General features: G+C 62.8%; 17 protein-coding genes and 2 pseudogenes. 13 read left to right on the top strand and 6 right to left on the bottom strand.

Going from position 1 to position 23042, the window contains the following annotated elements; translation table 11 throughout:
- A pseudogene (locus tag A9D60_RS21915) lies at positions 1-192 on the top strand (IS5/IS1182 family transposase); the annotation flags it as partial.
- Positions 193-246: 54 nt separating this feature from the next.
- Here A9D60_RS21915 and A9D60_RS27120 read toward each other — a convergent pair.
- The 6 genes and pseudogenes from A9D60_RS27120 to A9D60_RS21940 all read right to left on the bottom strand — a co-directional run.
- A pseudogene (locus A9D60_RS27120) lies at positions 247-726 on the bottom strand (transposase); the annotation flags it as partial.
- A 410-nt stretch (positions 727-1136) separates the two neighbouring features.
- Entirely contained in the window at positions 1137-4178 is a 3042-nt protein-coding gene (locus tag A9D60_RS21920; RefSeq protein WP_065269563.1) for an efflux RND transporter permease subunit, read from the bottom strand.
- Positions 4179-4188: 10 nt separating this feature from the next.
- On the bottom strand, positions 4189-5241 hold the full coding sequence (locus A9D60_RS21925) for an efflux RND transporter periplasmic adaptor subunit (protein WP_065269564.1): 1053 nt from the start codon (positions 5239-5241) through the stop codon (positions 4189-4191).
- Between the two features lie 573 nt (positions 5242-5814).
- Positions 5815-6897 (bottom strand): extracellular solute-binding protein, encoded by a 1083-nt coding sequence (locus tag A9D60_RS21930; RefSeq protein WP_065269565.1) that lies wholly within the window; start codon positions 6895-6897, stop codon positions 5815-5817.
- The gene (locus A9D60_RS21935; protein WP_065269566.1) at positions 6888-8741 is read right to left on the bottom strand and encodes an ATP-binding protein; all 1854 of its coding nucleotides are present in this window, start codon (positions 8739-8741) and stop codon (positions 6888-6890) included. The genes A9D60_RS21930 and A9D60_RS21935 overlap by 10 nt, the downstream gene beginning before the upstream one ends.
- 199 nt (positions 8742-8940) lie before the next feature.
- Positions 8941-9810, bottom strand: a complete 870-nt coding sequence (locus tag A9D60_RS21940; protein WP_065269567.1) for a LysR substrate-binding domain-containing protein — start codon at positions 9808-9810, stop codon at positions 8941-8943.
- 116 nt (positions 9811-9926) lie between these two features.
- On the opposite strand from A9D60_RS21940, the gene A9D60_RS21945 reads away from it, so the two are divergent.
- From A9D60_RS21945 to A9D60_RS22000, 12 genes are all read left to right on the top strand, one after another.
- On the top strand, positions 9927-11114 hold the full coding sequence (locus tag A9D60_RS21945; protein ID WP_065269568.1) for a 2-aminoethylphosphonate--pyruvate transaminase: 1188 nt from the start codon (positions 9927-9929) through the stop codon (positions 11112-11114).
- A 20-nt stretch (positions 11115-11134) separates the two neighbouring features.
- The gene (gene phnA, locus A9D60_RS21950; RefSeq protein ID WP_065269569.1) at positions 11135-12379 is read left to right on the top strand and encodes a phosphonoacetate hydrolase; all 1245 of its coding nucleotides are present in this window, start codon (positions 11135-11137) and stop codon (positions 12377-12379) included.
- Between the two features lie 17 nt (positions 12380-12396).
- The gene (gene phnY / locus A9D60_RS21955) at positions 12397-13845 is read left to right on the top strand and encodes a phosphonoacetaldehyde dehydrogenase (protein ID WP_065269705.1); all 1449 of its coding nucleotides are present in this window, start codon (positions 12397-12399) and stop codon (positions 13843-13845) included.
- A gap of 79 nt (positions 13846-13924) precedes the next feature.
- Positions 13925-15271, top strand: a complete 1347-nt coding sequence (gene pbfA / locus A9D60_RS21960) for a (R)-1-hydroxy-2-aminoethylphosphonate ammonia-lyase (protein WP_065269570.1) — start codon at positions 13925-13927, stop codon at positions 15269-15271.
- A 245-nt stretch (positions 15272-15516) separates the two neighbouring features.
- Positions 15517-15720: a Flp family type IVb pilin gene (locus A9D60_RS26725; protein WP_039183790.1), complete on the top strand. Its 204-nt coding sequence runs from the start codon at positions 15517-15519 to the stop codon at positions 15718-15720.
- A gap of 205 nt (positions 15721-15925) precedes the next feature.
- Entirely contained in the window at positions 15926-16741 is an 816-nt protein-coding gene (gene cpaB / locus A9D60_RS21970) for a Flp pilus assembly protein CpaB (RefSeq protein ID WP_039183789.1), read from the top strand.
- A 25-nt stretch (positions 16742-16766) separates the two neighbouring features.
- Positions 16767-18242 (top strand): TadE/TadG family type IV pilus assembly protein, encoded by a 1476-nt coding sequence (locus A9D60_RS21975; RefSeq protein ID WP_065269571.1) that lies wholly within the window; start codon positions 16767-16769, stop codon positions 18240-18242.
- A 5-nt stretch (positions 18243-18247) separates the two neighbouring features.
- Complete coding sequence (locus A9D60_RS21980; RefSeq protein WP_065269572.1) at positions 18248-18751, top strand: TadE/TadG family type IV pilus assembly protein; 504 nt, start codon at positions 18248-18250, stop codon at positions 18749-18751.
- An 8-nt stretch (positions 18752-18759) separates the two neighbouring features.
- Positions 18760-19392, top strand: a complete 633-nt coding sequence (locus tag A9D60_RS21985) for a TadE/TadG family type IV pilus assembly protein (protein ID WP_254656769.1) — start codon at positions 18760-18762, stop codon at positions 19390-19392.
- 23 nt (positions 19393-19415) lie between these two features.
- Positions 19416-20648 carry an AAA family ATPase gene (locus A9D60_RS21990; RefSeq protein ID WP_065269574.1) on the top strand — a complete coding sequence of 411 codons (1233 nt, stop codon included), beginning with the start codon at positions 19416-19418 and terminating at the stop codon, positions 20646-20648.
- A 1-nt stretch (position 20649) separates the two neighbouring features.
- Positions 20650-22041, top strand: coding sequence for a CpaF family protein (locus tag A9D60_RS21995; protein ID WP_065269575.1), 1392 nt, complete (start codon positions 20650-20652; stop codon positions 22039-22041).
- Positions 22041-23033, top strand: coding sequence for a type II secretion system F family protein (locus A9D60_RS22000; RefSeq protein ID WP_065269576.1), 993 nt, complete (start codon positions 22041-22043; stop codon positions 23031-23033). Before A9D60_RS21995 ends, A9D60_RS22000 begins: the two co-directional genes overlap by 1 nt.
- Positions 23034-23042 lie beyond the last annotated feature (9 nt).

Here is a 23042-nt window from a genome sequence, read left to right on the forward strand (position 1 = left end):
GCGTTCTGGAAACGATGGACGGGATACCACACCCGCAGCCGCGCAGAAGCCAGGATGCGCTGCCTCAAGGCCTTCGGCGAGCGCATCGCCGCGAGAGACCCAGATAGCCAAACCGCTGAAATCCACATCCGCGTCGCACTCATCAACCGCTTCAATGCCCTCGGCACCGCCGAGATCGTCCGCGTGGCCTGAACCTGAAGGGGAAAGGGGAAGTCACGCCTCAAGACGCCTTTCTGCAACAATGCCCCGCCAGATTGCGCGGCCGGGATACTTTGATGCGCGCAGAACTTCGTTTCGTGCCTCCGCGCCTGGGCTCGTTGGCTTCCTGGGAGTGGCATTTTTGCGGGGCAGGATAACAGCGGCGGAACCACGGGCGGCAATCGTCTCGTGGCATCATAGGCCCCGTCGGCGGTCTCGGAACCAATCTCTTCGCCTGCCGGGCAGGGGATGTGTTTCTTGCGCCAAATGCGCCGCTTGGGGCCACCTGCTGCCCGGCAGTGTATCACGCAGAGATGTCCCGAGAGGGGATCAGCAGATTCAGCGGACCCGCGCCGCCACGGAACGGGACAGCCACGTTCAGCTTTCGTGGCGGCGCCACAGTGTACTGAAGTCCGGCACGGCCCAGCCCAGACCGGCCAGCCGCAGATGGTTTTGCACGAAGCCCGCCGTCTGCCTCAGTGGCATCCCGAACAGTATTTTCAGGGTTAGACAGGATTGGATCGCGGCTACTTGCCTCACGCGATATCCTCAGAAGCTGGATAGCAGACCTTTCTGCAACGCGCAGCATCGGTCAAACTGGGCTCGAAGTCTGATTTCGCCACGCGCGGAACGAATGCCTGCTTCCGCCGGTGGAAAACCTATGAGTCGCAAAAGGTAACTTTGCTGCGCCGGCTGAAAATATTTCGGCTTATAATCAATCAACCAAGTTCCCCAAATGGCAGACCCTTTCCTTTTTCGTGTCTCCAGCATCCCTGTTCGCGCCTCCTGTTCCGTCAGGGGCGAAGCTTTCGCCGATCTACTCTTTGGAAGACCTCCTGTCTTTCGGAGGGCAAAGCAGGGCGGGCGCAGAGCTGGCTCTGACCGCAAAAGCCCCGGCGCATTGCGCCGGGGCTTTGATTTTCGGGATGCAGGGGGGATCAAGCGCCAGCCATCTCGCGTTTTTCCACGCCGCGGAAGAAGATCAGGTAGAAAACCGGCGCGGCCACCAGCGTCAGCACAGTGGCAAAGGCCAGCCCGCCCATGATGGTGATGGCCATCGACACGAAGAAGGCGTCGGTCAGCAGCGGAGCCATGCCGAGAATGGTGGTCACCGCTGCCAGCATCACCGGGCGCAAACGCGAGACCGACGCTTCTACGATGGCTTCGCGCAGGGGTTTGCCGGTCTCGCGTACTAGGTCGATCTCCTCGACCAGCACGATGCCGTTTTTGATCAGCATGCCGGACAGGCTGAGCAGCCCCAGAAGCGCGGTAAAGGTGAAAGGAAAGCCAGTGCCAAGAAGCCCGATCACCACCCCATTCACGGACATCGGCACCAGGAGCCAGATAATCACCGGCTGGCGGATCGCGTTGAACAGCAGGACCGAAATCAGCACCATGATCAGAAGGGTCACGGGCAGCTGCTTGCCAAGGCTTTCGTTGGCGTCGCCTGAGCTTTCATGCTCGCCGCCCCATTCCATGATGTAACCGGGTGGAATGTCCATCGCCTCGATGGCTTCCTGCACCTCTGCGAATACGGTGGCGGCGGTCATGTCCGGCGGGATGTCGGCACCGACAGTCAGCGTTGGCAGCCGGTCCCGGCGGTGTACCAGGGTGTTTTCCACCTCGACATCAATACCGTCGATCATCTGCTCCAGCGGCAGGAATTTCCCGGCTGAGGACGAAAACACCACCTGGTCATAGATATTGTAGGAGTCGTCCGGTGCGCGGCGCACCACGATGGGGATCAGCCGGTCGCGTTCCCGGAAGACGCCCATCTGCACACCATCAGTGGAGAATTGCAGCGCGTCGGCGATGTTTTCCCGGGTGACGCCAGCGGTCTGAGCCCGGTCAGTGGCATAGACGGGTTTCAGCACCGGCTCTTGCTCGCGCCAGTTATGGCGCGGGAGCAGGATATCGGGCGAGGCCGCTTCCAGCCGCCGGATGGCCTCTTCGCCCAGGCTGCGCAGAACGCGCGGGTCGGGACCGGAGAAGCGCACCTGGACCGGATCGCCGCCGCCCGGGCCGAACACCAGCCGTTTGGTGCGGAACTCGCCCTCAGGGAAGCGGGATTGGCCAAACGCCTCCAGCTCCGCCTGCAGCGGCGGGATGGCATCCAGGTTGGCGGTACGGATGATCAGGTGGCCGTAGCTGGGGTTCGGCTTTTCGGCAGAATAGGTCAGCATGAAACGGGTTGCCCCCTGACCCGTGAAGGAGGCCACCGAAACCACATCATCGCGGGCGCCCAGCCAGTCCTCGAACACCTGCAGATGTTCGGATGTGGTCTGTATCGACGTGCCCTGCGGCAGCTTGTAATGGACAAAGAACAACGGGGTGTTGGAGTCCGGGAAGAACTGCTGCCGCACCTGTCCGAAGCCGATAAAGCAGACCACGGTGACGGCGGTCAGCCCCGCGACAACCACCCAGCGCAGCTTGAGCGACGCGTGCAGGATCGCGCCGTAGGTGCGGAACAGAACACCATCATAGGCATCACTGTCCCCCTCCTTGCCCTGCTTGAAGAAGTAGTGGCCCAGCAGCGGGGTGGCCGTCAGAGCCAGGAACCAGCTGAGCAGCAGCGAAATGGCAATCACCGCAAACAGCGAGAACAGGAACTCGCCGGTTGCATCCGGGCTGAGACCGATACCGGCAAAGGCCATGATGCCGATCACCGTGGCGCCAAGCAGCGGGATCTGGGTTTTCGAGGCCGCATCGTGCGCCGCTTCGCGGGAGGTCTTGCCGCGCAGCATGGAGATTTGCATCCCCTCCGCCACGACAATGGCGTTGTCGACCAGCATCCCCATGGCGATGATCAGCGCACCAAGCGAAATCCGCTCCATCTCGATAGAGAACATGTTCATGAAGAACAGCGTGCCCACTACGGTCAGCAGCAGGGTGGTGCCCACCACCACCGCGGCCCGCCAGCCCATGAACAGGGCCAGCACCACGACCACGATGGACACCGACATGGCGAGGTTCACCAGAAAGTCGTTGGAGGCCTGCTCGACCACCACATGCTGCTGGTAGATCGGTTTCAGATCGACACCAAAGGGGATTTGGCTGTCCAGTGCGGCGAGCTTGGCGTCAACGTTCTTGCCCACTTCAACGATGTTTTCGGTGGCAAGGCCGGCAATCCCGAGGGTGAAGGCTTCAACCCCGTCAAAGCGGATGATCAGGTCCGGGTTGTCGATGCGGCCGCGATGCACGTCGGCCATGTCGATCACATTGACCACGTCGCCCTGCCAGCCGATCGCAAGACCCTGAATTTCGGAGACCGAGTCCGAGCCTTCCGGCGCACGCATCAGGGTTTCGGCAGGCCCGGCGTCCAGACTGCCTGCAGAGCGGACCGAGTTGGACGTGGCAAGCGCGTTGCTGATCGCGTCAATCGGAACATTCTGATTGACCGAGACCGCCAGCGTGGGTTCGACAAAGATCGCCTCCTGCGGCAGCCCGGCGATTTCAACATCGGCCACCCCGTCCACCGTCAGCAGCTCGCGCCGCAAGTAGGTTGCCAGATCATGCTTTTCGGCGTCCGTGTAGCCTTCTGCCGTTACCGCATAGAACAGGCCGAACACATCACCAAAGCCGTCGTTCACAACCGGCTGGCTGACACCCTCCGGCAAAGCGCGGGCAGCATCGCGGACTTCGGCTCGCAGCTTGGTCCAGATGGCAGGCAGTTCGGTGCCGTCGTAAGTATCCTGCATCTCCACTTCGATCAGCGAGAAGCCGGGCTGGTTCACGGACGTGATCAGCTTGACCTCGCCCATTTTCTGGATCGCGGATTCCAACGGCTCGGAAACTTCACGCGCGACCTGCTCGCTGTTGGCGCCGGGGTACTGCGTGGCGATGACTGCGGATTTGATGGTGAAGGCAGGGTCTTCGAGGCGTCCCAGATTCAGAAATCCCCAGATGCCGCCAAGCAGGGCCGCCAGCATGATGATCCAGGTATAGAGCGGCCGGTTGATCGACCCGCGTGCAATGTCCATCTGCCTGCCCTCAGTTCCCGAAACCGGTAAAGCGTCTGACCTGCTGGCCATCCTTCAGCGCACCGCCCCCGGTCAGCACCACCTCTTCGTCTCCGGCAAGGCCGTCCGCCACGCGGAAATCACCATTCTGGGTGGCTTCGACCTTCACTTTGGTCCATGCAACGGTGCCTTCCTCAGCACCTGCAGGGGAAAAGACCATCACGCCGGTGCTGCCGTCGGTTGCGGTTACCAGGGCCGTTGCGGGCACTCTGATGCCTGCATCGCCGGTGTTGACCCGCACTTTCACAGTTGCAGATGCGCCCGGCAGGATCTGGCGGTCTTCGGGCGGGGGCAGGCGGAATGTGACCTGGTAGGTCTGGCCGACGCTGCTGGCCTCTGCGTCATATTCCAGGATCTCCAGCGGATACTCGGTATCCTGGCCGGGGAAGTTTGCGGAGATCGTCAGCACGTCGCTTTCCTCGGCCCTTTGGAACAGGATTTCCGGTACATCAACCTTGATGTACAGTTCAGACATGTCGTGCAGCCGCACGATGGGGGTTCCTGAACTGACGGTGGTGAATTGCTCGACCTCGCGGCTGGACACCAGAGCATCAAAGGGCGCGCTCAGGGTGGCGTGCTCGAATTCATACTCTGCATCGCGCAGCGCCACGCGTGCCAGCCCCGCCTCAGTCTCAGCGTCGTCAATCGAGACCTGGCTGACGGTGCCAGTCAGGTTTTTAAGGCGTGCCACAGTGCGGTCAGCCTGTTCCTTGCGCAGCTGCGCCTGCTCCAGCTGCAGCGCGAACGGTTCCAAATCGAGCTCGGCAATCAGCCCGCCTTTCGCCACCGCACTGCCTTCGGTGACCGGAAATTTCAAGATTTGCCCCGAAACCTGAAATGCAAGGTCCACCGTCTGCTTGGCCGCCACCTGGCCAAAGAACTGCCGTTCCAGAAACAGGGCTTCCGCAGAGGTCTGCAGCAGCTTGACTGGTTTCAGCCCTCCTTGGGCAAAGGTAGCAGCGGGTAAGGCCGCAAGCCCCGCAGCAAGGGCTGCAGCAAATGCGAGTGAATTAGGCAGGCGCATGCTTATGACTCCTTTTGGGGCAGTTTCTTTGCTGTTCGCGTTGCGCAGCAGTTTCAGGCGGCACAGACATCGATGCAACACAAGATGCCGGGACCGGTGCGGCATAGTCCGGTTGCCGCGGCTTGCCTGTGAACAAGGTCACAAAGAGCAGGAAATCTGCGGACGGATCAGGCAAAACGGATTCGGCTGCCGGTACCGGCTATGAAGCACGCTATAGATTTTCACATTCTCGCAATCACAGCGCGGTGTTTAGTAACAAGCCTGTCTGCAATCGAAGCTCAATGTCCGTGTGAGCTTCACTGAATTGAAACGCCTCGACAAGGATGGGCTTGCGGGGAACACTTTCCTGATTGAGGTCCTTCATCAACCCGCCAGCCATGGGCTTGGGGCCGCAGTGACGTACTCCTATGCCGTGAACTGGCCGGGCAGCCGTTCCATAGCCTTGTCAACGCGTGCAAATTTGCCCTCATCAGATAGGAGAGGGGAGGGCGTGAAGCTGTCCCGCTCGGCCTCCTTTGCCTGCTGCTCAGCTTTCCGGCTCGGTCAAGAACGCTGTTTGGAACGGCGATGCCGCTAAAGCCCGATCTGCAGCAGCCTCCAGCGGCGGTCGAGCATCCGCTTTTCCTCACCATTCCGGGGTTTCACAACAAATAGTTTCTCCCGGATCTCTGGTGGCAGGGTCAGTGCAGGGATTGCATATCCAGGGTCGCGGATCTCTTGGCGTGCGGCGGGCAGGCTGTTTGTGGCGTTGTTGAAGACTGTTGCGCGCGCCATCTCCGAAGGCTGCAAAACATGGTTCACCAGCCGGTGTGCACTCTCCGGGTCGCCGGCATCGCTTGGAACAACAAAGAGATCGGCCCACAAGTTGGAGCCTTCCCTGGGAATGACATACTGATAGCTGCTGTTTTCATTTTCCATCTTTGGCGCCAGGCCCGCTGTGCTCCAGGCGATGGCAAGGCACACTTCGCCGTCCATCAGCGCATCATACTGGTAGGAGTCAAACGACCGGACATAAGGCGCGATGGCGGACAGCAGGCCGAAGGCGGCCTCAATGTCCTGTTCTGATTGGGACTGTGGGTCCAGACCGAGATAGGCCAGTGCAGCGGCCAGAACCTCCTCCACCGAGTTGACGATGGATATGCCGCAATCCGCAAGCTTGCTGGCATTTTCCGGGTCGAATACCAGCGCCCAGCTGTCGAGCGGCGCGTCAGGCAGGCGCTCCTGCACCGCGGCGCGGTCATAGGCGAGGCCGGTTGTCCCCCAGAGATAGGGCAAAGCGTAGCCTTCTGCCTGGGGGAGGGAGGCCAGCAGGATCTGCATCAGTTCTGTGTCGAGCGCTGCCGCGTTTGGAATATCCGGCAGGCTGAATTCCCTGATTGCCCCGGCCTCTGCCAGGCGGCCGACCGTTTCAGAGGCCACAATCGCCAGATCATAGCCGGTGCCGCGGGCAAGCAGCCGTGCTTCGGCCTCATCGGCATCGCCATAGGTGTCCAGCACGACCGCAGTGCCGGTGGCGTCCTGGAACCCGGCAAGGGTGTCCGGATCCATGTAGCCGCTCCAGTTGTAGAGCCAAACCTGGCCGGGATCCGCTGCGGCTGGCAGGGACAGCAGGGAGGCAGATGTGATGGCAGCGGCAATCAACGGTTTCAGGCGCATTTCGAGCTTCCCTTGCTGCTTGCGGCGGCCTCGTCCGGCCAAAGGCGGGTCAGGGCAGCGGCGATTGCTGCCTTGTTGACGGGTTTCGCGAGATAATCATTCATTCCTGCGGACAGGCCTTCTTGACGCTGCTCGCTCATCGCATTGGCGGACAGGCCGATGACCGGGACCGGCGCCAATCCCTTCTCCTGTTCTGCAGCCCGGATCGCCCGGGTGGCTTCGAGCCCGTCCATTTCCGGCATCCGGACATCCATCAGCACCAGGTCGGGCGCCCAGCTCAGTGTCAGCTCCACTGCCTCGAACCCGTTTCCTGCTGTTATGACGGTGCATCCCAGCCGCTCCAGCATCTTGCCGGCGACCATCTGGTTGACCCGGTTGTCATCAGCAACCAGCACCTTCTTGCTGAAAGTGGCATTGACAGGTCCGGGCCGGGAAACCGCAGCTGGCGGCGGCACGTTTCCGGCAGGAAAATCCACCGTGAATTCAGCGCCCTGGCCTTCGGCGCTTTGGAGTGCGATTGTGCCGCCAATCGCCTGGGTAAGGTTCTTGACGATGGCGAGACCAAGGCCGGTGCCGCCAAACCGCGTGGTTGTTGTTGCATCAGCCTGGGCGAATTGCTCAAAAATCCGTTCCTGGGCTTCCGGCGGTATCCCGATGCCGGTGTCGCGCACGGTAATGCGGATCATCCGGTCCCCGCCGGGGGCTGGCAGCAACTCCTGCAGCTTTACTTCTACCGTTCCGTTTTCGGTGAATTTCAACGCGTTGCTGATAAGGTTGACAACGATCTGGCGGATCGCGGTGCCGTATCCCTGCACATGCCAATTGCTGACCTCTGCAGCCGCTTCGAACTGCAGGCCGATCTTTGCGCTCTGCGCCCGTGCGGAAAACAGGTCAATCACCTCCAGGCAGGTCGCGCGGACGTTAAAGGCTTCGGCCTCCATTTCCAGCTTGCCGGCTTCGGCTTTGGACAGGTCCAGGACATCGTTGATGATGCTCAGCAGGGAATTGCCGCTCACGATCATCATGCGGATCATATGCCGCTGCTGGTCATCCAGGTCTGTGTCGTTCAGCAGCTCCGCCAAGCCGAGCACGCCGTTCAGCGGCGTGCGGATTTCGTGGCTCATCGTTGCCAGAAAAACGGACTTTGCCTCAGAGGCGGCTTCTGCCTTGCGGCGGCTGGCCTCGATTTCCGACTGCGCGCTGATGATGAAGCGCTCCATCGGCAGATGCACGAAACGGGCTGCAACAAATACACCGATAGCGCCGATTATCACGGCCGCCAGCGCATAGAGCAGCTGAGTCTGCGCGGCAATACGGCTGGTCTGGGCTTCGGCTTCCTTCACTTTCATGAGAATGGTCAGCAGCCGCCTGGACAAATCCGAGGCCAGCGTCGCAGCTTTGATTTCCGCGGCCGCTTCCCGGTTGGCGGCGGGATCCTTGAGCAGCCCTGCCAGCAGCAGGATGTCCTCCAGTTCGGAGATCGGGTTCAGCGCCGGCTGGGACAGGATTTCCTGCGCCTGCAGCGAGAACGCTGAAAGCGCGTCTTCACCGGTGAGGCCGGCAAACGAGTCCGCTGCGGGCCTTGCGCTCCGCCGGATGCGCCCGCGCGCAATCAGCGCCTTCTGGCTGCCCGGGTCATTCTTCAGTTCGTCGAAGGCCAGCGACAATTCGGAGAGGGAAACAAGAAGCTGGTCGAGGACCCTGGTGTTCTCCGCCCGCCGGACCACGCTCCTTTGACCGGAAAGGGTGACGCAGAAAGCGGCCACAGCGGCCGCCAGCAGGATTGCCAAGGCGATACCGCTGCGCAGACGAAGGTATTTACGCGTAACACGCTGCTTGGTCATTGAGCGCCTGAATTGAAGTTCCGGGAAATCCTTGCGGCTTCCTGCAGACTAGAACCGAATGTCTATTCTGGAAAGCAAGCATTGAAAAACAATGAACCAGCTGAATGGAAAAGTTTAACCAGTGCTTGTTCCTGCCCCTGCCATACTTGGGTCCAAACCGGCGGTGGCTAATCTTCTTACGCAACTTCCCCGCAGCACGTTATTTTGCCTGAATGCCTTTGGCAAAGTCCATGAAGGCCCGGATCACGCGGACGTCACGGCGCTGGGTGAGATAGATTATGCTTTCGCTCATCGTGAGGTCGGCATCGCGCAGGCTGTATTTGACCAGCCGGTCGTCGTGACCGAACTCCGCCTCGGAGACAAAACCGATACCCGCGCCGGAGGCAACAAGCTCGCGCACGGCTTCGCGCCCTTCGGCGACAATCGCGGGCTTCAACCGGATGCCCTGTTCCCGTGCGGCGGTCTCTACTTTCTCGCGGGTCTTTGAGCCTTCCTCGCGGAACACCAGCGGCAGCTGCACCAGTTCCTGGAACGACAGGTCTGTCTGAGTGGCCATCAGCAGGCCGCGCGCGGCGAAGGCAACGATGCCGGTGGCACCGAGGTTCAGCACACTCATATCCTTGCCGGGGGACAGGCTGCCTGCCACCCCGATTTCGGCGTTGTAGTCGCGCAGCTCATCAATGATTTCGCCTGTGTTCCCGGCACGCAGCGAAATAACCACTTTCGGGTAGCGTTTCTGGAACGGTCCCAGGAAGCCGGTCATGTGCTGGGCGGAGTCGGCGATAATGCGCAACTCCCCCTCAACAGCGGCGCGGGTTGCCGACAGGTAGTCCGCGATCCGGCTTTCCACCTCGAAGTACTGCTTGGTCATGTGAAGCAGTTCTTCTCCTGCGGCTGTCAGGAACACCCGTTTCTTCTCGCGCCGGAACAGCAACACATCGTGGTCCTGCTCCAGTTTTCGCACCTGTTCCGAAACCGCGGGCTGGGTCAGGTGCAGAGCCTCGGCGGCGCGGGAAAAGCCGCCCAGAAGGGCCACGTGGTGAAAGGCTTTGAGCTGAGAATGACGCATATTTTGACCCTGTGAACTTGTATAGGCCAGGCCTATCATTGAATTGTTTTTTGCAATTTTACATATGAACTGTGCTGACGCAATCATGCTCTCGAACCATGCTTTGGAGACAGGCAATGACCGCTTCCGCACCGCAGATAGACCCGCCTTTTCTGGGTGAGCCTTACCTTCTGACACCCGGGCCGCTGACCACATCCTATGAGGTGAAACAAGCCATGCTTCGCGACTGGGGCAGCTGGGACGATGACTTCCGCGCCATGACCCGCGACATGCGCAGCCGCCTGCTGGCGTTATTGGGTGAGGGCGCCGGCGCATTCGACTGCGTGCCGATGCAGGGCTCCGGCAGCTTTGCGGTTGAGGCGATGCTGGCGTCCTTTGTGCCGCGGGACGGTAAGGCGCTGGTGCTGGCCAATGGCGCCTACGGGTTGCGCTCGGCGCAGACGCTGCAATACCTGGGCCGCGACTATCAGCTGCTGGACAAGGGCGACTACCTGCCGCCGCGCGGGGATGAGGTTGCCGCCATTCTGGCGAACGATCCGTCGATCAGCCATGTGGTGGCAATCCACTGCGAAACCTCCTCGGGCATCCTGAACCCGGTTGAGGAGATTTCCGAGGCCGTCTATTCTGCGGGCCGCAAGCTGCTGATCGACTCTATGTCGGCCTTTGGCGCCATTGAACTGCAGCCTTCGCAGATTCGCTACGAGGCGATGGTGTCCTCGGCCAACAAATGCATTGAGGGCGTGCCGGGCTTCGGCTTTGTCATCGCCCGCAAGGAAGAGCTGGAGGCCGCCAAGGGCAATAGCCATTCGCTGTCGCTGGATGTGCATGCGCAATGGGCGCATATGGAAAAGACCGGCCAGTGGCGGTTCACCCCGCCAACCCATGTGGTGGCGGCCTTCCTTGAGGCGCTCAAGGCGCATGAGGCCGAAGGCGGCGTCGAGGGGCGCGGCGGCCGGTACACCCGCAACCGCGACGTGATGGTTGCAGGCATGCGTGATCTGGGGTTCGAGACGCTGCTGCAGAACCGCTGGCTGTCCCCCATCATCGTCACATTCTTTTGCCCTGCGGATGCGAATTTCGTCTTCGATCGCTTCTACGACCTGATGAAGGAAAAGGGCTTTATCATCTATCCGGGCAAACTGACGGTTGTGGACAGTTTCCGCGTCGGCTGCATCGGGCAGATGGATGAACATGTCATGCGGCAGGTCGTGTCTGCCGCCAAGGAAACACTTGCCGAAATGGGCGTCGCCAGCGCGGCCCCGCCCGCCGCGGCGCTGGAAGAACGCGCCAAACTGGCTGCCTGAGACACAAAGGACTTCAACATATGACCATTCAATCCCCCGTCGTGGCAAACGGCCGCGCCTATGATGTGCCCAAGACCTGCGCGATTGCCATCTGCCTGGACGGCTGCGAGCCGGAGTATCTGGACAAGGCGATTGCCGACGGTCTGATGCCCACGCTCAAGCGGATGCGCGCAGAAGGCACCGACCGGCTGGCGCATTCGGTGGTGCCCTCGTTCACCAACCCCAACAACCTGTCGATTGCGACAGGCCGTCCGCCGGTGGTGCACGGGATCTGCGGCAACTACCTGATCGACCCGGACACCGGCGAAGAAGTAATGATGAACGACGTGCGCTTCCTGCGGGCGCCCACGGTGTTCAAGGCGTTCTATGATGCGGGCGCGCGGGTGGCTGTTGTTACCGCCAAGGACAAACTGCGGGCGCTGCTGGGCGCAGGTCTGGAGTTTGGCGACGACCGAGCTAAATGCTTCTCGGCCGAGAAATCCGACAGCTCCACCGCGGCTGAGCATGGTCAGGAGAAGGCATCCGAGTGGCTGGGCATGGCGCAGCCGGAGGTCTACTCGGCAGAGCTGAGCGAGTTTGTCTTTGCCGCCGGTGTGAAGCTGCTGAAGGAATGGGCGCCGGATGTGATGTACCTGACCACCACCGATTATGTGCAGCACAAGTACAGCCCCGATCAGGCAGAGGCCAAGGCCTTCTATGCGATGTTCGACAAGTATCTGACCGAACTGGATGCACTGGGCGCTGCCATCGTGGTGACCGCCGACCACGGCATGAAGCCTAAGCACCACGCCGATGGCTCCCCCAGCGTGATCTATGTGCAGGACCTGATGGACGACTGGCTGGGCGAGGGCCAGGCGCGGGTGATCCTGCCGATCACCGACCCCTATGTGGTGCACCACGGCGCGCTGGGCTCCTTTGCCACCTGCTACTTGCCCGAGGGTGCGGACCGGGCAGAGATCATGCAGCGGCTTGCGGGTTATGACGCGATCACCGATGTGCTGACCCGTGAAGAGGCGGTGGCCCGGTTCGAGCTGCCGGCCGACCGGATCGGCGACATCATTCTGGTGTCCGGCGAAAACATCTGCATCGGCACGTCCGAGCACCGTCACGATCTGGCCGCGCTCAATGAACCGCTGCGCAGCCATGGCGGGCTGACCGAACAGGAGGTACCCTTCATCTGCAACCGCGTCCTGCCGCTGCCGGAGCGCCCGGTGCTGCGCAACTTTGATGCGTTTTTCTATGCCGCGCAGGCGGCGGCGCTGTAACCATGAAGGATCAGGCGATGAGCGATATCGAAATCCGCAACGAGGGCATGCGCATAGGCGGCGAGGTGGTCTTTACCGAAGAAACCGTGCCGGTTCTCTATCCCTATACCAACGAGGTGGTGGGCCATGTGCCGGCCGGCCAGGCCGAGCACGCCCGCAAGGCGTTTGAGATTGCCGCGAACTATACGCCCAAGCTGACCCGCTATGAGCGCAGCCAGATCCTGCAGCGGGCAGGGGTGCTGATCGGCGAGAAGCGCGAGTGGCTAGCCAAATGGCTGACGCTGGAACTGGGCATCTGCCACCAGCACGCGATCTATGAGACCAAGCGTGCGCAGGACGTCTATCAGTTTGCCGCTGCCGAGGCGCTGAAGGATGATGGCGAGATCTTCTCCTGCGATCTGACGCACAACGGCAAGGCACGCAAAATCTTCACCAAGCGCGAACCGGTGAAGGCGATCTCAGCGATCACCCCGTTCAACCACCCTTTGAATATGGTGAGCCACAAGATCGCGCCAGCGATTGCCACCAACAACTGCATGGTCTGCAAGCCGACGGAACTGACGCCGCTCACCTGCATTGCGCTGGCCGACATCCTGTATGAAGCGGGGCTGCCGTCGGAGATGTTCCAGGTGGTGACCGGCTGGCCCAAGGACATTGGCGATGAGATGATCACCAATGAGAACATCGACATCATCACCTTCACCGGCGGCGTGCCGGTGGGCAAGATGATTGCCGAAAAGGGCGTCTACAAGCGGCAGGCGCTGGAATTGGGCGGCAACGACCCGTTGATCGTGCTGAATGACCTGTCCGACGCCGATCTTGAGAAAGCGGCCACCATTGCCGTGGCGGGCGCTACCGGCAACTCCGGCCAGCGCTGCACTGCGATCAAGCGCATCCTGGTGCAGGAAAGCGTTGCTGACCGCTTTGTGCCTATGGTTCTGGCAAAGGCGCAGAAGATAAAGTTCGGCGACCCCCAGGACCCGGAAACTGAACTCGGTTGCGTCATCCACGACAAGGCGGCGGAGCTGTTCGAGAAACGCGTCTATATGGCTGAGGCCGAAGGTGCGGAGATCCTCTACCACCCTGGCCGCCAGGGGGCGCTGCTGCCGCCCATCGTGGTCGACAAGGTGCCGCACAACAGCGAGCTGGTGATGGAGGAAACCTTTGGCCCCATCGTGCCCATCGTCCGTGTGCCGGATGACGACGCCGAGGTGATGCGGATCTCCAACTCCACCGAGTTCGGCCTGTCGTCGGGCGTCTGCACCAACGATCTGAACCGCGCGATTGCCTATATCAACGGTCTGGACGTGGGCACCTGCAACATCTGGGAACAGCCCGGCTACCGGATCGAGATGTCCCCCTTCGGCGGCATCAAGGACAGCGGCAACGGGGTCAAGGAAGGCGTTATCGAGGCGATGAAATTCTTCACCAACGTGAAGACCTACTCACTCCCCTGGCCGGAATAACTCCGGCCCGCCGGGGCTGGCTCCACCTGGTCCCGGCTTTTTTAGCTTTCTCTTTTGACCCCCTGCACGGAGGCGGCACATGCTCGTCCATACGGAAGGTGAATCCAATACGTCCGAGGCCCGCAAGGCTTGGCTGAAAACATCCATCGGCCCAAACTCCGCACCGCTGCTGGAGCGGGATGCAGATGCCTTCCTGCACCAGAGCCTGTCCAGCCCCTGCGTCAGCACCATCGCCAAGGCCGAAGGCATCTGGATCGAGGACATGGACGGCCGCCGCTACATGGATTTCCATGGCAACTCGGTGCATCATCTGGGCTACGGCCACCCCAAACTGGTCGCCGCGATTAAGCAGCAGCTGGATGATCTGCCCTTTGCGCCGCGCCGGTTTACCAATGACCCAGCGGTGGAACTGGCGGAGAAGCTGGCGGCGATCACACCCGGCGGCCTGGGCAAGACCCTGTTCACCACCGGCGGTTCCGACGCCAATGAGGTGGCACTGAAAATCGCCCGCGCCGCCACCGGGCGGTTCAAGACGCTCAGCTTCTGGGACGCGTTTCATGGCGCGGGTTTCGGCGCCGCTTCGGTCGGGGGGGAGGCCACCTTCCGCAGCCATATTGCAGGCCCCTTGCTGCCGGGAACGGAGCATGTAGCCCCTTTCAGCCCGTCAAACTGCGCCTATGGCCACAAGTCGCTGGAGGCCAGCGCCGAAGCCTGCGCCCGGATGATCGACTATGTTCTGGGTCGCGACGGCGACTATTGCGCCTTCATCGCCGAGGCGATGCGTGCGGTCCCGAACGTGCCGCCGCCGGGGTTCTGGAAATCGGTGCGCGAGATCTGCGACAAACATGGCGTGCTGCTGATCCTGGATGAGATCCCCACCGGGCTGGGCAAGACCGGGCAGATGTTCTCCTTCCAGCACGACGGGATTGTGCCGGACATCGTGACGCTCGGCAAATCGCTGGGCGGCGGCATCCTGCCCATCGCCGCCTGTGTGGCGCGGCGCGATCTGGATGTCTGCGGTGATTTTGCCATCGGTCATTACACGCATGAGAAAAACCCGGTTACAGCCCGCGCTGCCCTGGCGACGCTGCAGATCCTTGAGGAGGAGGGGCTGGTCGAGCGCTCCGCTGAGCTGGGCCGCCACGCTCTGGAGCGGCTGCGCGACGCGCTGGGCCAGGTGCCAATTGTGGGTGACATCCGAGGCCGCGGGCTGATGTTCGGGGTGGAGATTGTCGAGGACCGCCAGACCATGGCGCCCGGCATCGCTAAGGCAGAACAGATCTACTATGCCTGTCTTGAGGCTGGGCTCAGCTACAAGATCAGCCAGGGCAGCGTGCTGACCCTGTCACCGCCGCTGACCATTTCCCGCGAGGATCTGGACCGGGCGCTCGATATCGTGATTGCCGCGGTGAAGGCGGCAGGCTGACGCCTCGTTTAACAGCGGATGACAAAGCTCCGGCTGTTGCCGGGGCTTTTCTTTTTCTCAGCCCGGCAACTGGTTCCGGCTGCCGCGGCAGCGGGAATTAATACATCCCTGACGTGTGTTTCTGGCCTTTCGGGCTGATGCGCCGATCTTCCGGCCCCCGGTAGAGTCAAAGCAGGCCGGTGCCGCTCGGTGCCGCAGCCACATGAACCGCCGGCCTGCCGGCGTCTATCTGATGGGAGACTGAAATGACTGCATATCTGAAAACGATGCTGTCCAAGCTGCGCGGCGACGAACGCGGGGTGACACTGGTGGAATACGGCATTGCCATCGCGCTGGCGGTGGCCCTGGGCACTGCTGCCTTGGACAACCTGGCGGATGACGTCGGCGACTCGATGGATGCGGCCGGGGCCTGCATGCCGAACTCGGACGGATCCGCGCCGACTTGCTAACTTGTTGCATTGGCTTCCCGATCCCGATCGGGGAGCCTGGCGGATGCGGGGCTTCGGGGGGAATGCCCCGCATCCGCCAGAAAACTGCCGCTGGCGTTTACCTGCGGCAAGCACGGCAGGAAGCAGAAGCCTGCGGCCACATTTTCCGACGAACAGCCGGGACCGCCCTTCTGCTGCGCCAGCCAGCGACGAAAGGAAACTTGGCATGAATATTTCATCACTTCTCAGCATGATTTCCGGACTGGCCCTGGCGGGCGGCTCTGCCTATGTGGCCAAGGATTACATTGACGGGCAGGCCGTGACCGGCGGTCCCGAAGGGCCGGCGCTGGTCGAAGTTGTGGTCGCCTCTCAGGATATCGCCTTCGGCACGGCATTGACCGCGCAATCCCTGACCACCATTGCCTGGCCGGCCGAGGCCCGGCCCGCAGGCACCTTCACCAGTTTTGACGCCTTGCTTCCGGATACCGGAAAACCGCCGCGCCGAGCCCGCCGCGCGATTGCGCAAGGAGAGCTGATCCGGGCGTCCAGGGTCTCCAATTTCGGTGAAAAGGTGACGATCGTGCAGACGCTTAGCCCGGATCACCGGGCAATGGCCATCAAGGTCAGCGCGGAAACCGCGGTAGGCGGCTTCGTTACGCCGGGCGACAGCGTTGATGTGCTGCTGACCCAGGGCAGGGGGGCGGATTTGAAGACCGTGACCATCCTGCAGAACGCCCGGGTGATCGGGGTGGATCAGGATGCCAACCAGGAAACTGACAAGCCGGGCGTCGCCCGCACCGTGACGGTTGAGGTGACACCGGACGAGGGCCAGCGCCTGGCATTGGCCCAGCGGGCGGGCACACTGAGCCTCACCTTGCGCAACCAGGACGCGGCCGCCGAGGAAGTGCCTCTGGACTCGATCAGCCTGAATGACGTGCTGCGCAACCTTCAGCCGCAGCCGCAGGAACCGGCCGCAGAGCCTGCGCGCAGGACCGTCCTGATCCGCCGCGGCACCGAAGTGTCGGAAACTGAACTCCGCTGATCAAAACCGGGAGCCTTGCCTGACCATGCGCCTGAATATCCGCATCAGACAGTTTGCACAGGATGAGCACGGCACCATGCTGGTCATCTGGGGGCTGACGTTTGTGGTGCTGCTGGGGATTGCGGCGATGTCGTTCGACCTGGGCCGCACCGGTATCACCCGCAGCGAGCTGCAGGCCTACACCGACAACGTGGCACTGGCAGCGGCAGGCGAGCTGGACGGCAAGGATGATGCCATCACCCGCGCCCGTGCGGCGGCTGCCAATCTGATCAGCGACCGCAAGACATTCGGCACCGGCGGCAGCCTGCTGAGCGGCGATACCGACTACACGCTCACCTTCTATTCGGAACTGCCGGACGATGACACCGCGGCCTTGACCGCTGTCACCACCGACCCGGCAGAGGCGGTCTATGTCCGTGCCGTGGCTACGCCCAGTACAGTGGCTGCCACTTATGGCGCCGCTTTTGCGGCACTGACCGGAAACGCCCGCCCGAATGACCAGGCACGCGCCGCGTCCGTGGCCGGTTTCACACAATATGCTTGCGATATAACCCCGCTGATGTTCTGCATCCCGCCGGGGTTTTCGGCGGACGCCAGTGTTGGCGACATGATCCTGCTGCGCTCCGGAGGCAGCGGCTCCGCTTGGGGGCCGGGGGATTTCGGCTTTCTCGATCCGGCCAAGGTTCTGGTCGATGACGAGGGCCCCTGCGCCGGTCTCAATGGCGCGCAGCTGGATGCCTGCCTGCTGGGGGCCGAAGGCAGTATCACCCAGTGTTTCAATCAGCGCGGCGTCGATATTGAGCCGGGCCAGAAGGTCGGCATCCGCGACGCCATCTTCAACGTGCGCTTTGATATCTACAAGGCGATCATGAACGGCAAGCGCAACGACCCCGATTATCCGCCCGCGCCCAACGTTATCAAAGGCATCGTGCCCAAGGGCAAAGGGAAAGGCAAAGGCGGCGGCAGCTGCATCGGCAACACTGAGGAAGTGTCCCCCGATACCGTGGGCCTGCCGCGTGATGACTGCTTTGGTGCAGGCGGCTGCGGGCGCTTTGGCGATGGCGACTGGTCGGCAGGGCGGACAGAGTATGTGAACACCAACTATGGCGGCGTCGACCCCCACCCCGGTGCCACCACCCGCTATGAGTACTATCTGGAAGAGATTGACGCCGCTGGCGGCCCTGGCGGCACTGGCAGCATCCTGTCGGGCCTGGCCGAGACCGGCCGCCCGGTGTGCTCCCCAAACCAAAGCTCCAATCCGCAGCGCCGGGTGGTCATTGCGGCAGGCATTGATTGCACCGCAAACCCGATCAACGGGTCGACCTCCGATGTGCCGGTCGAGGAGTTTGTGAAGATTTTCCTGACTGAGCCGGTGGGCGATGACGGTGCTTCGCCGCCGACCCTGGATATCTGGGGTGAGGTGGTGGGTAGCGCAGGCGGCGGCGCCGGGGGCATCGGCGACGCCGGCATCTTCCGCGACGTTGTTCAACTGTACAGGTGACCGGGATGGCTGACAGAACACATACCGCAGGTGGCTGGGCCGCCTTCCGCAAAGGGGAAGAAGGCGCGGTGCTGGTGGAGTTTGCACTGATGCTGCCGGTGATGCTGCTGGTCTTTGCGGTGATCATCGAGGGCGGGCGGATGATGTGGTCTTATCAGGCTGCAATCTCCGGCGTGCGCGATGCGGCCCGCTACCTGGCGCGGGTGGCGCCGCAGAACATATGCTCCTCCGGCGGATCTGTGGACGCGCATCAGCCGCAACTGCTGGAAATCGTGCGCGAAAGCGTAACCGGAGATGCGCTGTTTCCGGCCAGCCTTGCGGTGACCTCCGTCACCCCCGGCCTGACCTGCCAGGCGGGCAGCTACCGGGTATCGCCGGCGCCGGTTGTGTCGGTGCGGGCGAACCTGACGATGACCTTTCCCTTTGCGGGTGTCTTTGAACTGAACGGTGGCAGCCGTGCCACCATCAATACGGTCATCACCGACCAGAGCCGGGTGTTCGGGACATGACGGCGCTGATGAAAGCATATGCGGCCCTGCGCCGGTTCCGCCGGGACCAGGGCGGCGCCGCGCTGGTGGAGCTGGGCGTGACCATCCCGCTGTTCCTGCTGTTGTTCATGGGCATCATCGATTTCGGCCGCATGGCGTTTCATTATGTGGTGGCGGAACGGGCAATGAATGTGGCGGCCCGGGTGGCCGCGGTGCGGCCGCCGGCCTGTGCCGGAGTGCCGGAAATCCACCGGCGCGACCCATCGGCCACCGGCACGCCGCCCGAATTCGGCACCTCCTGCCGGGCGGGCACAGACATCTGCCTGGATGCGGGCACGGTGACCTGCGCGGGCAGTGCGGCCAATGCCACGGCAAATGAAATCTGGGGACTGGTGCGCGGCGCCATGCCGCCGGATGCTACCATTGCCGCGCTTTCGTTCAGCTACAGCTACGACGGCAGCCTCGGTTTTCTGGGCGGACCCTATGTGCCCGTGGTCACGGTGGAGCTGCAGAACCAGACATTCCAATTCGTGTCGCCGCTGGGGCGGCTGGCGGCGCTTGCCGGTGCGGCGGGGGGATCCGGCCTCGGCGCTGCGGTGCCGTTCCCACCGATGAGCGTCTCGTTGCCGGGCGAGGACCTTGCACTGGGCCAGAGCGGCTGAAGCGATAGAGAAAGGAGAGGCCGATGCAGGCTGAAACACAATCCATCGTGGTCATCTCAAAGGATCCGGCTGTCTGTGCCCTGGTTGCCAGCGTGGCACAGTTCCAGCCCGGAACCGGGGTGAAGAAATGCGCGTCTGCGCTCAGCGAAATCAATGGCACCGCGCTGCAGCTGGCCAAGGATAACGACCTGATCATCTTCCGCGCCGGGGCGGAAGCGGCCACTGATGCCGCAGCGGTGAAGGAGATGCTGCGCCACACCGGCGGCGCGGCGCGGGTTCTGGCGCTGGCGGATGCCAGCATGCCGTTCGCAGATCTGCGGCTGCTGACAGAGGCCGGGGTGCAGGATGTGCTGCCGGAAACCGCCTCTGCTGACGAGATGTCCGCCGCGATCCGCAAATGCCTGAAGGCAGAGGAGACGCAACCGGCCCGTGGCGGCACTGCCCGCGGCAGCCGCGACGGAATGGTGGTTGCAATCAGCCAGTCCTGCGGCGGTGCGGGTGCAACGACGCTGGCAGTGAACCTGGCGGACTGTCTGACCCGGCGCCGCGGCTTGCGGCGGCAGGAAGCGGAGTTCAAGGTAGCCCTCTTGGACCTGGATCTGCAGTTCGGTGCCGTCGGCAGCTTCCTCGACCTGCCGCCGAACCGCTGCCTGTACGAACTGGCAAGCGAGGGGTTCGTTCCCGACGATGTCTTTGCCGAGCAATCGATGAGCGAGGCGGCCCCCGGCCTGTGGGTGCTGGCTGCCCCGGCGGAGATCGCGCCGCTGCATGCGCTGAAACCGGAACAGGTGCAGGCGCTGGTTGCGCATTTGCGCCAGCAGTTCGATTTCGTGGTGATCGGCCTGCCGCGGGCGCTGGCGGAGTGGCTGACGCCGGTTCTGGAAGCCAGCGAGCGGCTGCTGATGGTGACCTGCAGTTCGGTGCCAGCCATCAGCCAGGCGCGGCGGCTGCTGGATTTCTACACTGAGGCCAGCATGAACCTGCAGACCGACATCGTGATCAGCCGCGAACGCAAGCCGATGATCGCTGCGAGCCATCACAAAGAAGCCTCCAAGCTGCTGCAGAAGCCGTTCAAGTACTGGCTGCCCAACGATCCCTCGGCAGCCTCTGCGGCGGCAGACCGGGGGGTGCCGCTGTCGGCAGCGGCCGGGCGTTCCAGCCTTGCCAAGGCGATCCGGCGGCTGTCCCGGGATTTGATTGAGACCAAAAAGGCCCGTGCCGCCGCGGCGCAGCCTCAGCACGGAAAGGCGGTTTGAGATGTTCAGGAATTTTGGCAAGCGAACAGAAGATGCCGCCCCGGACACGGTGGTGCCGCTGTGGCCGGAGGCCGGCGCGCAGCCGCCTGCAGCAGAGCCGGACACCAGCGGGGAAAGCCGCAAGCTGGCTGTCTTTCTGGAGCTGAAAAGCCGGATGCACGAGGCGGTGATCGACCGGCTGAACCTGGCCGTGATCGACAAGGTGGAGCCGGAGGAGCTGCGCCGCGAGGTGGCGGCGCTGGTCAGCGATGTGCTGGCCGAGGAGAACAACCCGCTGCGCGCCGATGAATTCCGCCGCCTGGTGGATGAGCTGATCGACGAGGTGCTGGGGCTTGGCCCGCTGGAGCCCCTGCTGGCGGATCCCGGCATCAACGACATTCTGGTCAATGGCCATCAGACGGTCTTTGTTGAACGCAGCGGTGTGCTGGAGCAGACCGGCGTTCGGTTCCGGGACGAAAAGCACCTGTTGCGGATTATCGACAAGGTGGTCTCGCGCGTCGGGCGCCGGGTGGATGAGAGCAATCCCTGGGTGGATGCGCGGCTGGAGGACGGCAGCCGGGTCAATGCGATCATCCGGCCCTGCGCCATCGACGGCCCGTCGCTGTCGATCCGCAAGTTCGCCCGTGACCCGCTGACAATGGAGAAACTGGTGGCCGGTAACGCGCTGAACGGCCGCGCTGCGGCCTTTCTGCAGGCGCTGGTCGAAGCGCGCGTCAACATCCTGATCTCCGGCGGCACCGGTTCCGGCAAGACCACGATGCTGAATGCGATTTCCGCCGGTATCGACCCGCGCTCGCGGATCGTTACCATCGAGGACGCGGCAGAGCTGCAGCTCCAGCAGGCCCATGTGGTGCGGCTCGAAACCCGCCCGCCCAACCCGTCGGGCGGCGGTGCTGTCAGCCAGCGCGACCTGGTGCGTAACGCCCTGCGGATGCGGCCGGACCGGATCATTGTCGGCGAGGTGCGCGGTGCCGAGACTTTTGACATGCTGCAGGCGATGAACACCGGCCATGACGGCTCGATGACAACGGTGCACGCTAATTCCGCCCGCGACGCGCTGGGCCGGATTGAGCAGATGGTCTCGATGATGGGAATGGAACTGCCGCTGGCGGCAATCCGGGCGCAGATCGCCTCGGGCCTGCAGATCATCGTGCAGCTGGCCCGCCTGTCGGACGGGCAGCGCAGGGTTATCAGCATCTCTGAGCTCACTGGCCTGGAAGGCGAGGTGATCACCATGCAGGACATCTTTGTGTTCCGCCGGACGGGCAAAACTGCCGATGGCGGCATCGCAGGCGAATTCATCCCGACCGGCATCCGGCCGCAGTGCGCAGCCCTGCTGGAGGCTGCGGGTGTGGGCTTTGACGGCAATTTGTTCCAGCCGGAGGGCGCCTGATGCTGAAGGATCTCATGAACGAAGTGCACAGCTGGAACGGCCAGCTGGGGGGCTACGCGGTCTATTGCGGCATTGCAGTCGGCCTGCTGCTGCTTATGTCCGGGCTGCGGCAGATGCTGGGCCGCAAGGGCCGTTCGGCGGCCTCCCGCGGCCGCCGCATGCGGATGATCGCGCAGGGGCGCAATGGCACTGAACGTCTCGCCATCCTCAAGCCGGCGCAGCATCGGACCGGCTGGCAGCGCATTCCCGTTGCAGGGGAACTGCCGCAGATCCTGCGCCAGGCGGATGTGCTGCTGAGCCCGGGCCTGTTCTGGCTTGGCTGCTGCGTGCTGACGGTGCTTTTGTCGGTGGCGGCGGCGGGATATGCGGGATTGCGTCAGGGAATTGTGATCGGGGTCATTGGCGGTTTTGGCGTGCCGTTTGCACTGCTGCTCAGCCAGCAGCGCAAGAAAATGGACAAGCTGATGCACCAGCTGCCGGACACGCTGGAGATGCTGGCACGCGGCCTCAAAGTGGGCCATCCGCTGAACAACTCGATCGGCATCGCTGCCCGCGAAATGCCGGATCCAGCAGGCACCGAGCTGGGCATTATCTATGACCAGGTGACCTATGGTGACGATCTGCCGGATGCGGTGCAGGAATTCGCGGACCGGACCGGGCTGGAAGACGCCCAGTACCTGGCCGCCAGCATCAGCATCCAGCACGGCACCGGCAGCGACCTGTCGGTGATGCTGGAAACCCTGTCGCGGGTCATTCGCGGCCGGATTGCCCTGCGCCGCAAGGTGCATGCGCTGGCCTCCGAGGGGAGGCTGACCGCCTGGATGCTGTCGGCGCTGCCGCTGGTGATCTTTGCGACCGTTTCGGTGCTGACGCCGGACTACTACGCGGGCGTGGCGGAGGATCCGCTGTTCCGGCCGATGATGGGTGGAATTGCCGTGCTGACTGTGCTGAACGCGCTGATGCTGCGCAAACTTGTCAACTTCAGGATCTGACCGGGGAGA

This window comes from Leisingera sp. JC1 (assembly GCF_001679925.1).
In the GTDB taxonomy this organism is placed as follows: Bacteria; Pseudomonadota; Alphaproteobacteria; order Rhodobacterales; family Rhodobacteraceae; genus Leisingera.

What these genes read in the sequence shown, in the direction of transcription:
- A9D60_RS21990 (WP_065269574.1), top strand. Translation starts at nt 19,416, where the DNA reads ATGCAGGCTGAAACACAATCCATCGTGGTCATCTCAAAGGATCCGGCT.
- A9D60_RS21945 (WP_065269568.1), top strand. Translation starts at nt 9,927, where the DNA reads ATGACCGCTTCCGCACCGCAGATAGACCCGCCTTTTCTGGGTGAGCCT.
- A9D60_RS22000 (WP_065269576.1), top strand. Translation starts at nt 22,041, where the DNA reads ATGCTGAAGGATCTCATGAACGAAGTGCACAGCTGGAACGGCCAGCTG.
- pbfA (WP_065269570.1), top strand. Translation starts at nt 13,925, where the DNA reads ATGCTCGTCCATACGGAAGGTGAATCCAATACGTCCGAGGCCCGCAAG.
- A9D60_RS21995 (WP_065269575.1), top strand. Translation starts at nt 20,650, where the DNA reads ATGTTCAGGAATTTTGGCAAGCGAACAGAAGATGCCGCCCCGGACACG.
- A9D60_RS21925 (WP_065269564.1), bottom strand. Translation starts at nt 5,241, where the DNA reads ATGCGCCTGCCTAATTCACTCGCATTTGCTGCAGCCCTTGCTGCGGGG.
- phnA (WP_065269569.1), top strand. Translation starts at nt 11,135, where the DNA reads ATGACCATTCAATCCCCCGTCGTGGCAAACGGCCGCGCCTATGATGTG.
- A9D60_RS21935 (WP_065269566.1), bottom strand. Translation starts at nt 8,741, where the DNA reads ATGACCAAGCAGCGTGTTACGCGTAAATACCTTCGTCTGCGCAGCGGT.
- A9D60_RS21985 (WP_254656769.1), top strand. Translation starts at nt 18,760, where the DNA reads ATGAAAGCATATGCGGCCCTGCGCCGGTTCCGCCGGGACCAGGGCGGC.
- cpaB (WP_039183789.1), top strand. Translation starts at nt 15,926, where the DNA reads ATGAATATTTCATCACTTCTCAGCATGATTTCCGGACTGGCCCTGGCG.
- phnY (WP_065269705.1), top strand. Translation starts at nt 12,397, where the DNA reads ATGAGCGATATCGAAATCCGCAACGAGGGCATGCGCATAGGCGGCGAG.
- A9D60_RS26725 (WP_039183790.1), top strand. Translation starts at nt 15,517, where the DNA reads ATGACTGCATATCTGAAAACGATGCTGTCCAAGCTGCGCGGCGACGAA.
- A9D60_RS21975 (WP_065269571.1), top strand. Translation starts at nt 16,767, where the DNA reads ATGCGCCTGAATATCCGCATCAGACAGTTTGCACAGGATGAGCACGGC.
- A9D60_RS21980 (WP_065269572.1), top strand. Translation starts at nt 18,248, where the DNA reads ATGGCTGACAGAACACATACCGCAGGTGGCTGGGCCGCCTTCCGCAAA.
- A9D60_RS21930 (WP_065269565.1), bottom strand. Translation starts at nt 6,897, where the DNA reads ATGCGCCTGAAACCGTTGATTGCCGCTGCCATCACATCTGCCTCCCTG.
- A9D60_RS21940 (WP_065269567.1), bottom strand. Translation starts at nt 9,810, where the DNA reads ATGCGTCATTCTCAGCTCAAAGCCTTTCACCACGTGGCCCTTCTGGGC.
- A9D60_RS21920 (WP_065269563.1), bottom strand. Translation starts at nt 4,178, where the DNA reads ATGGACATTGCACGCGGGTCGATCAACCGGCCGCTCTATACCTGGATC.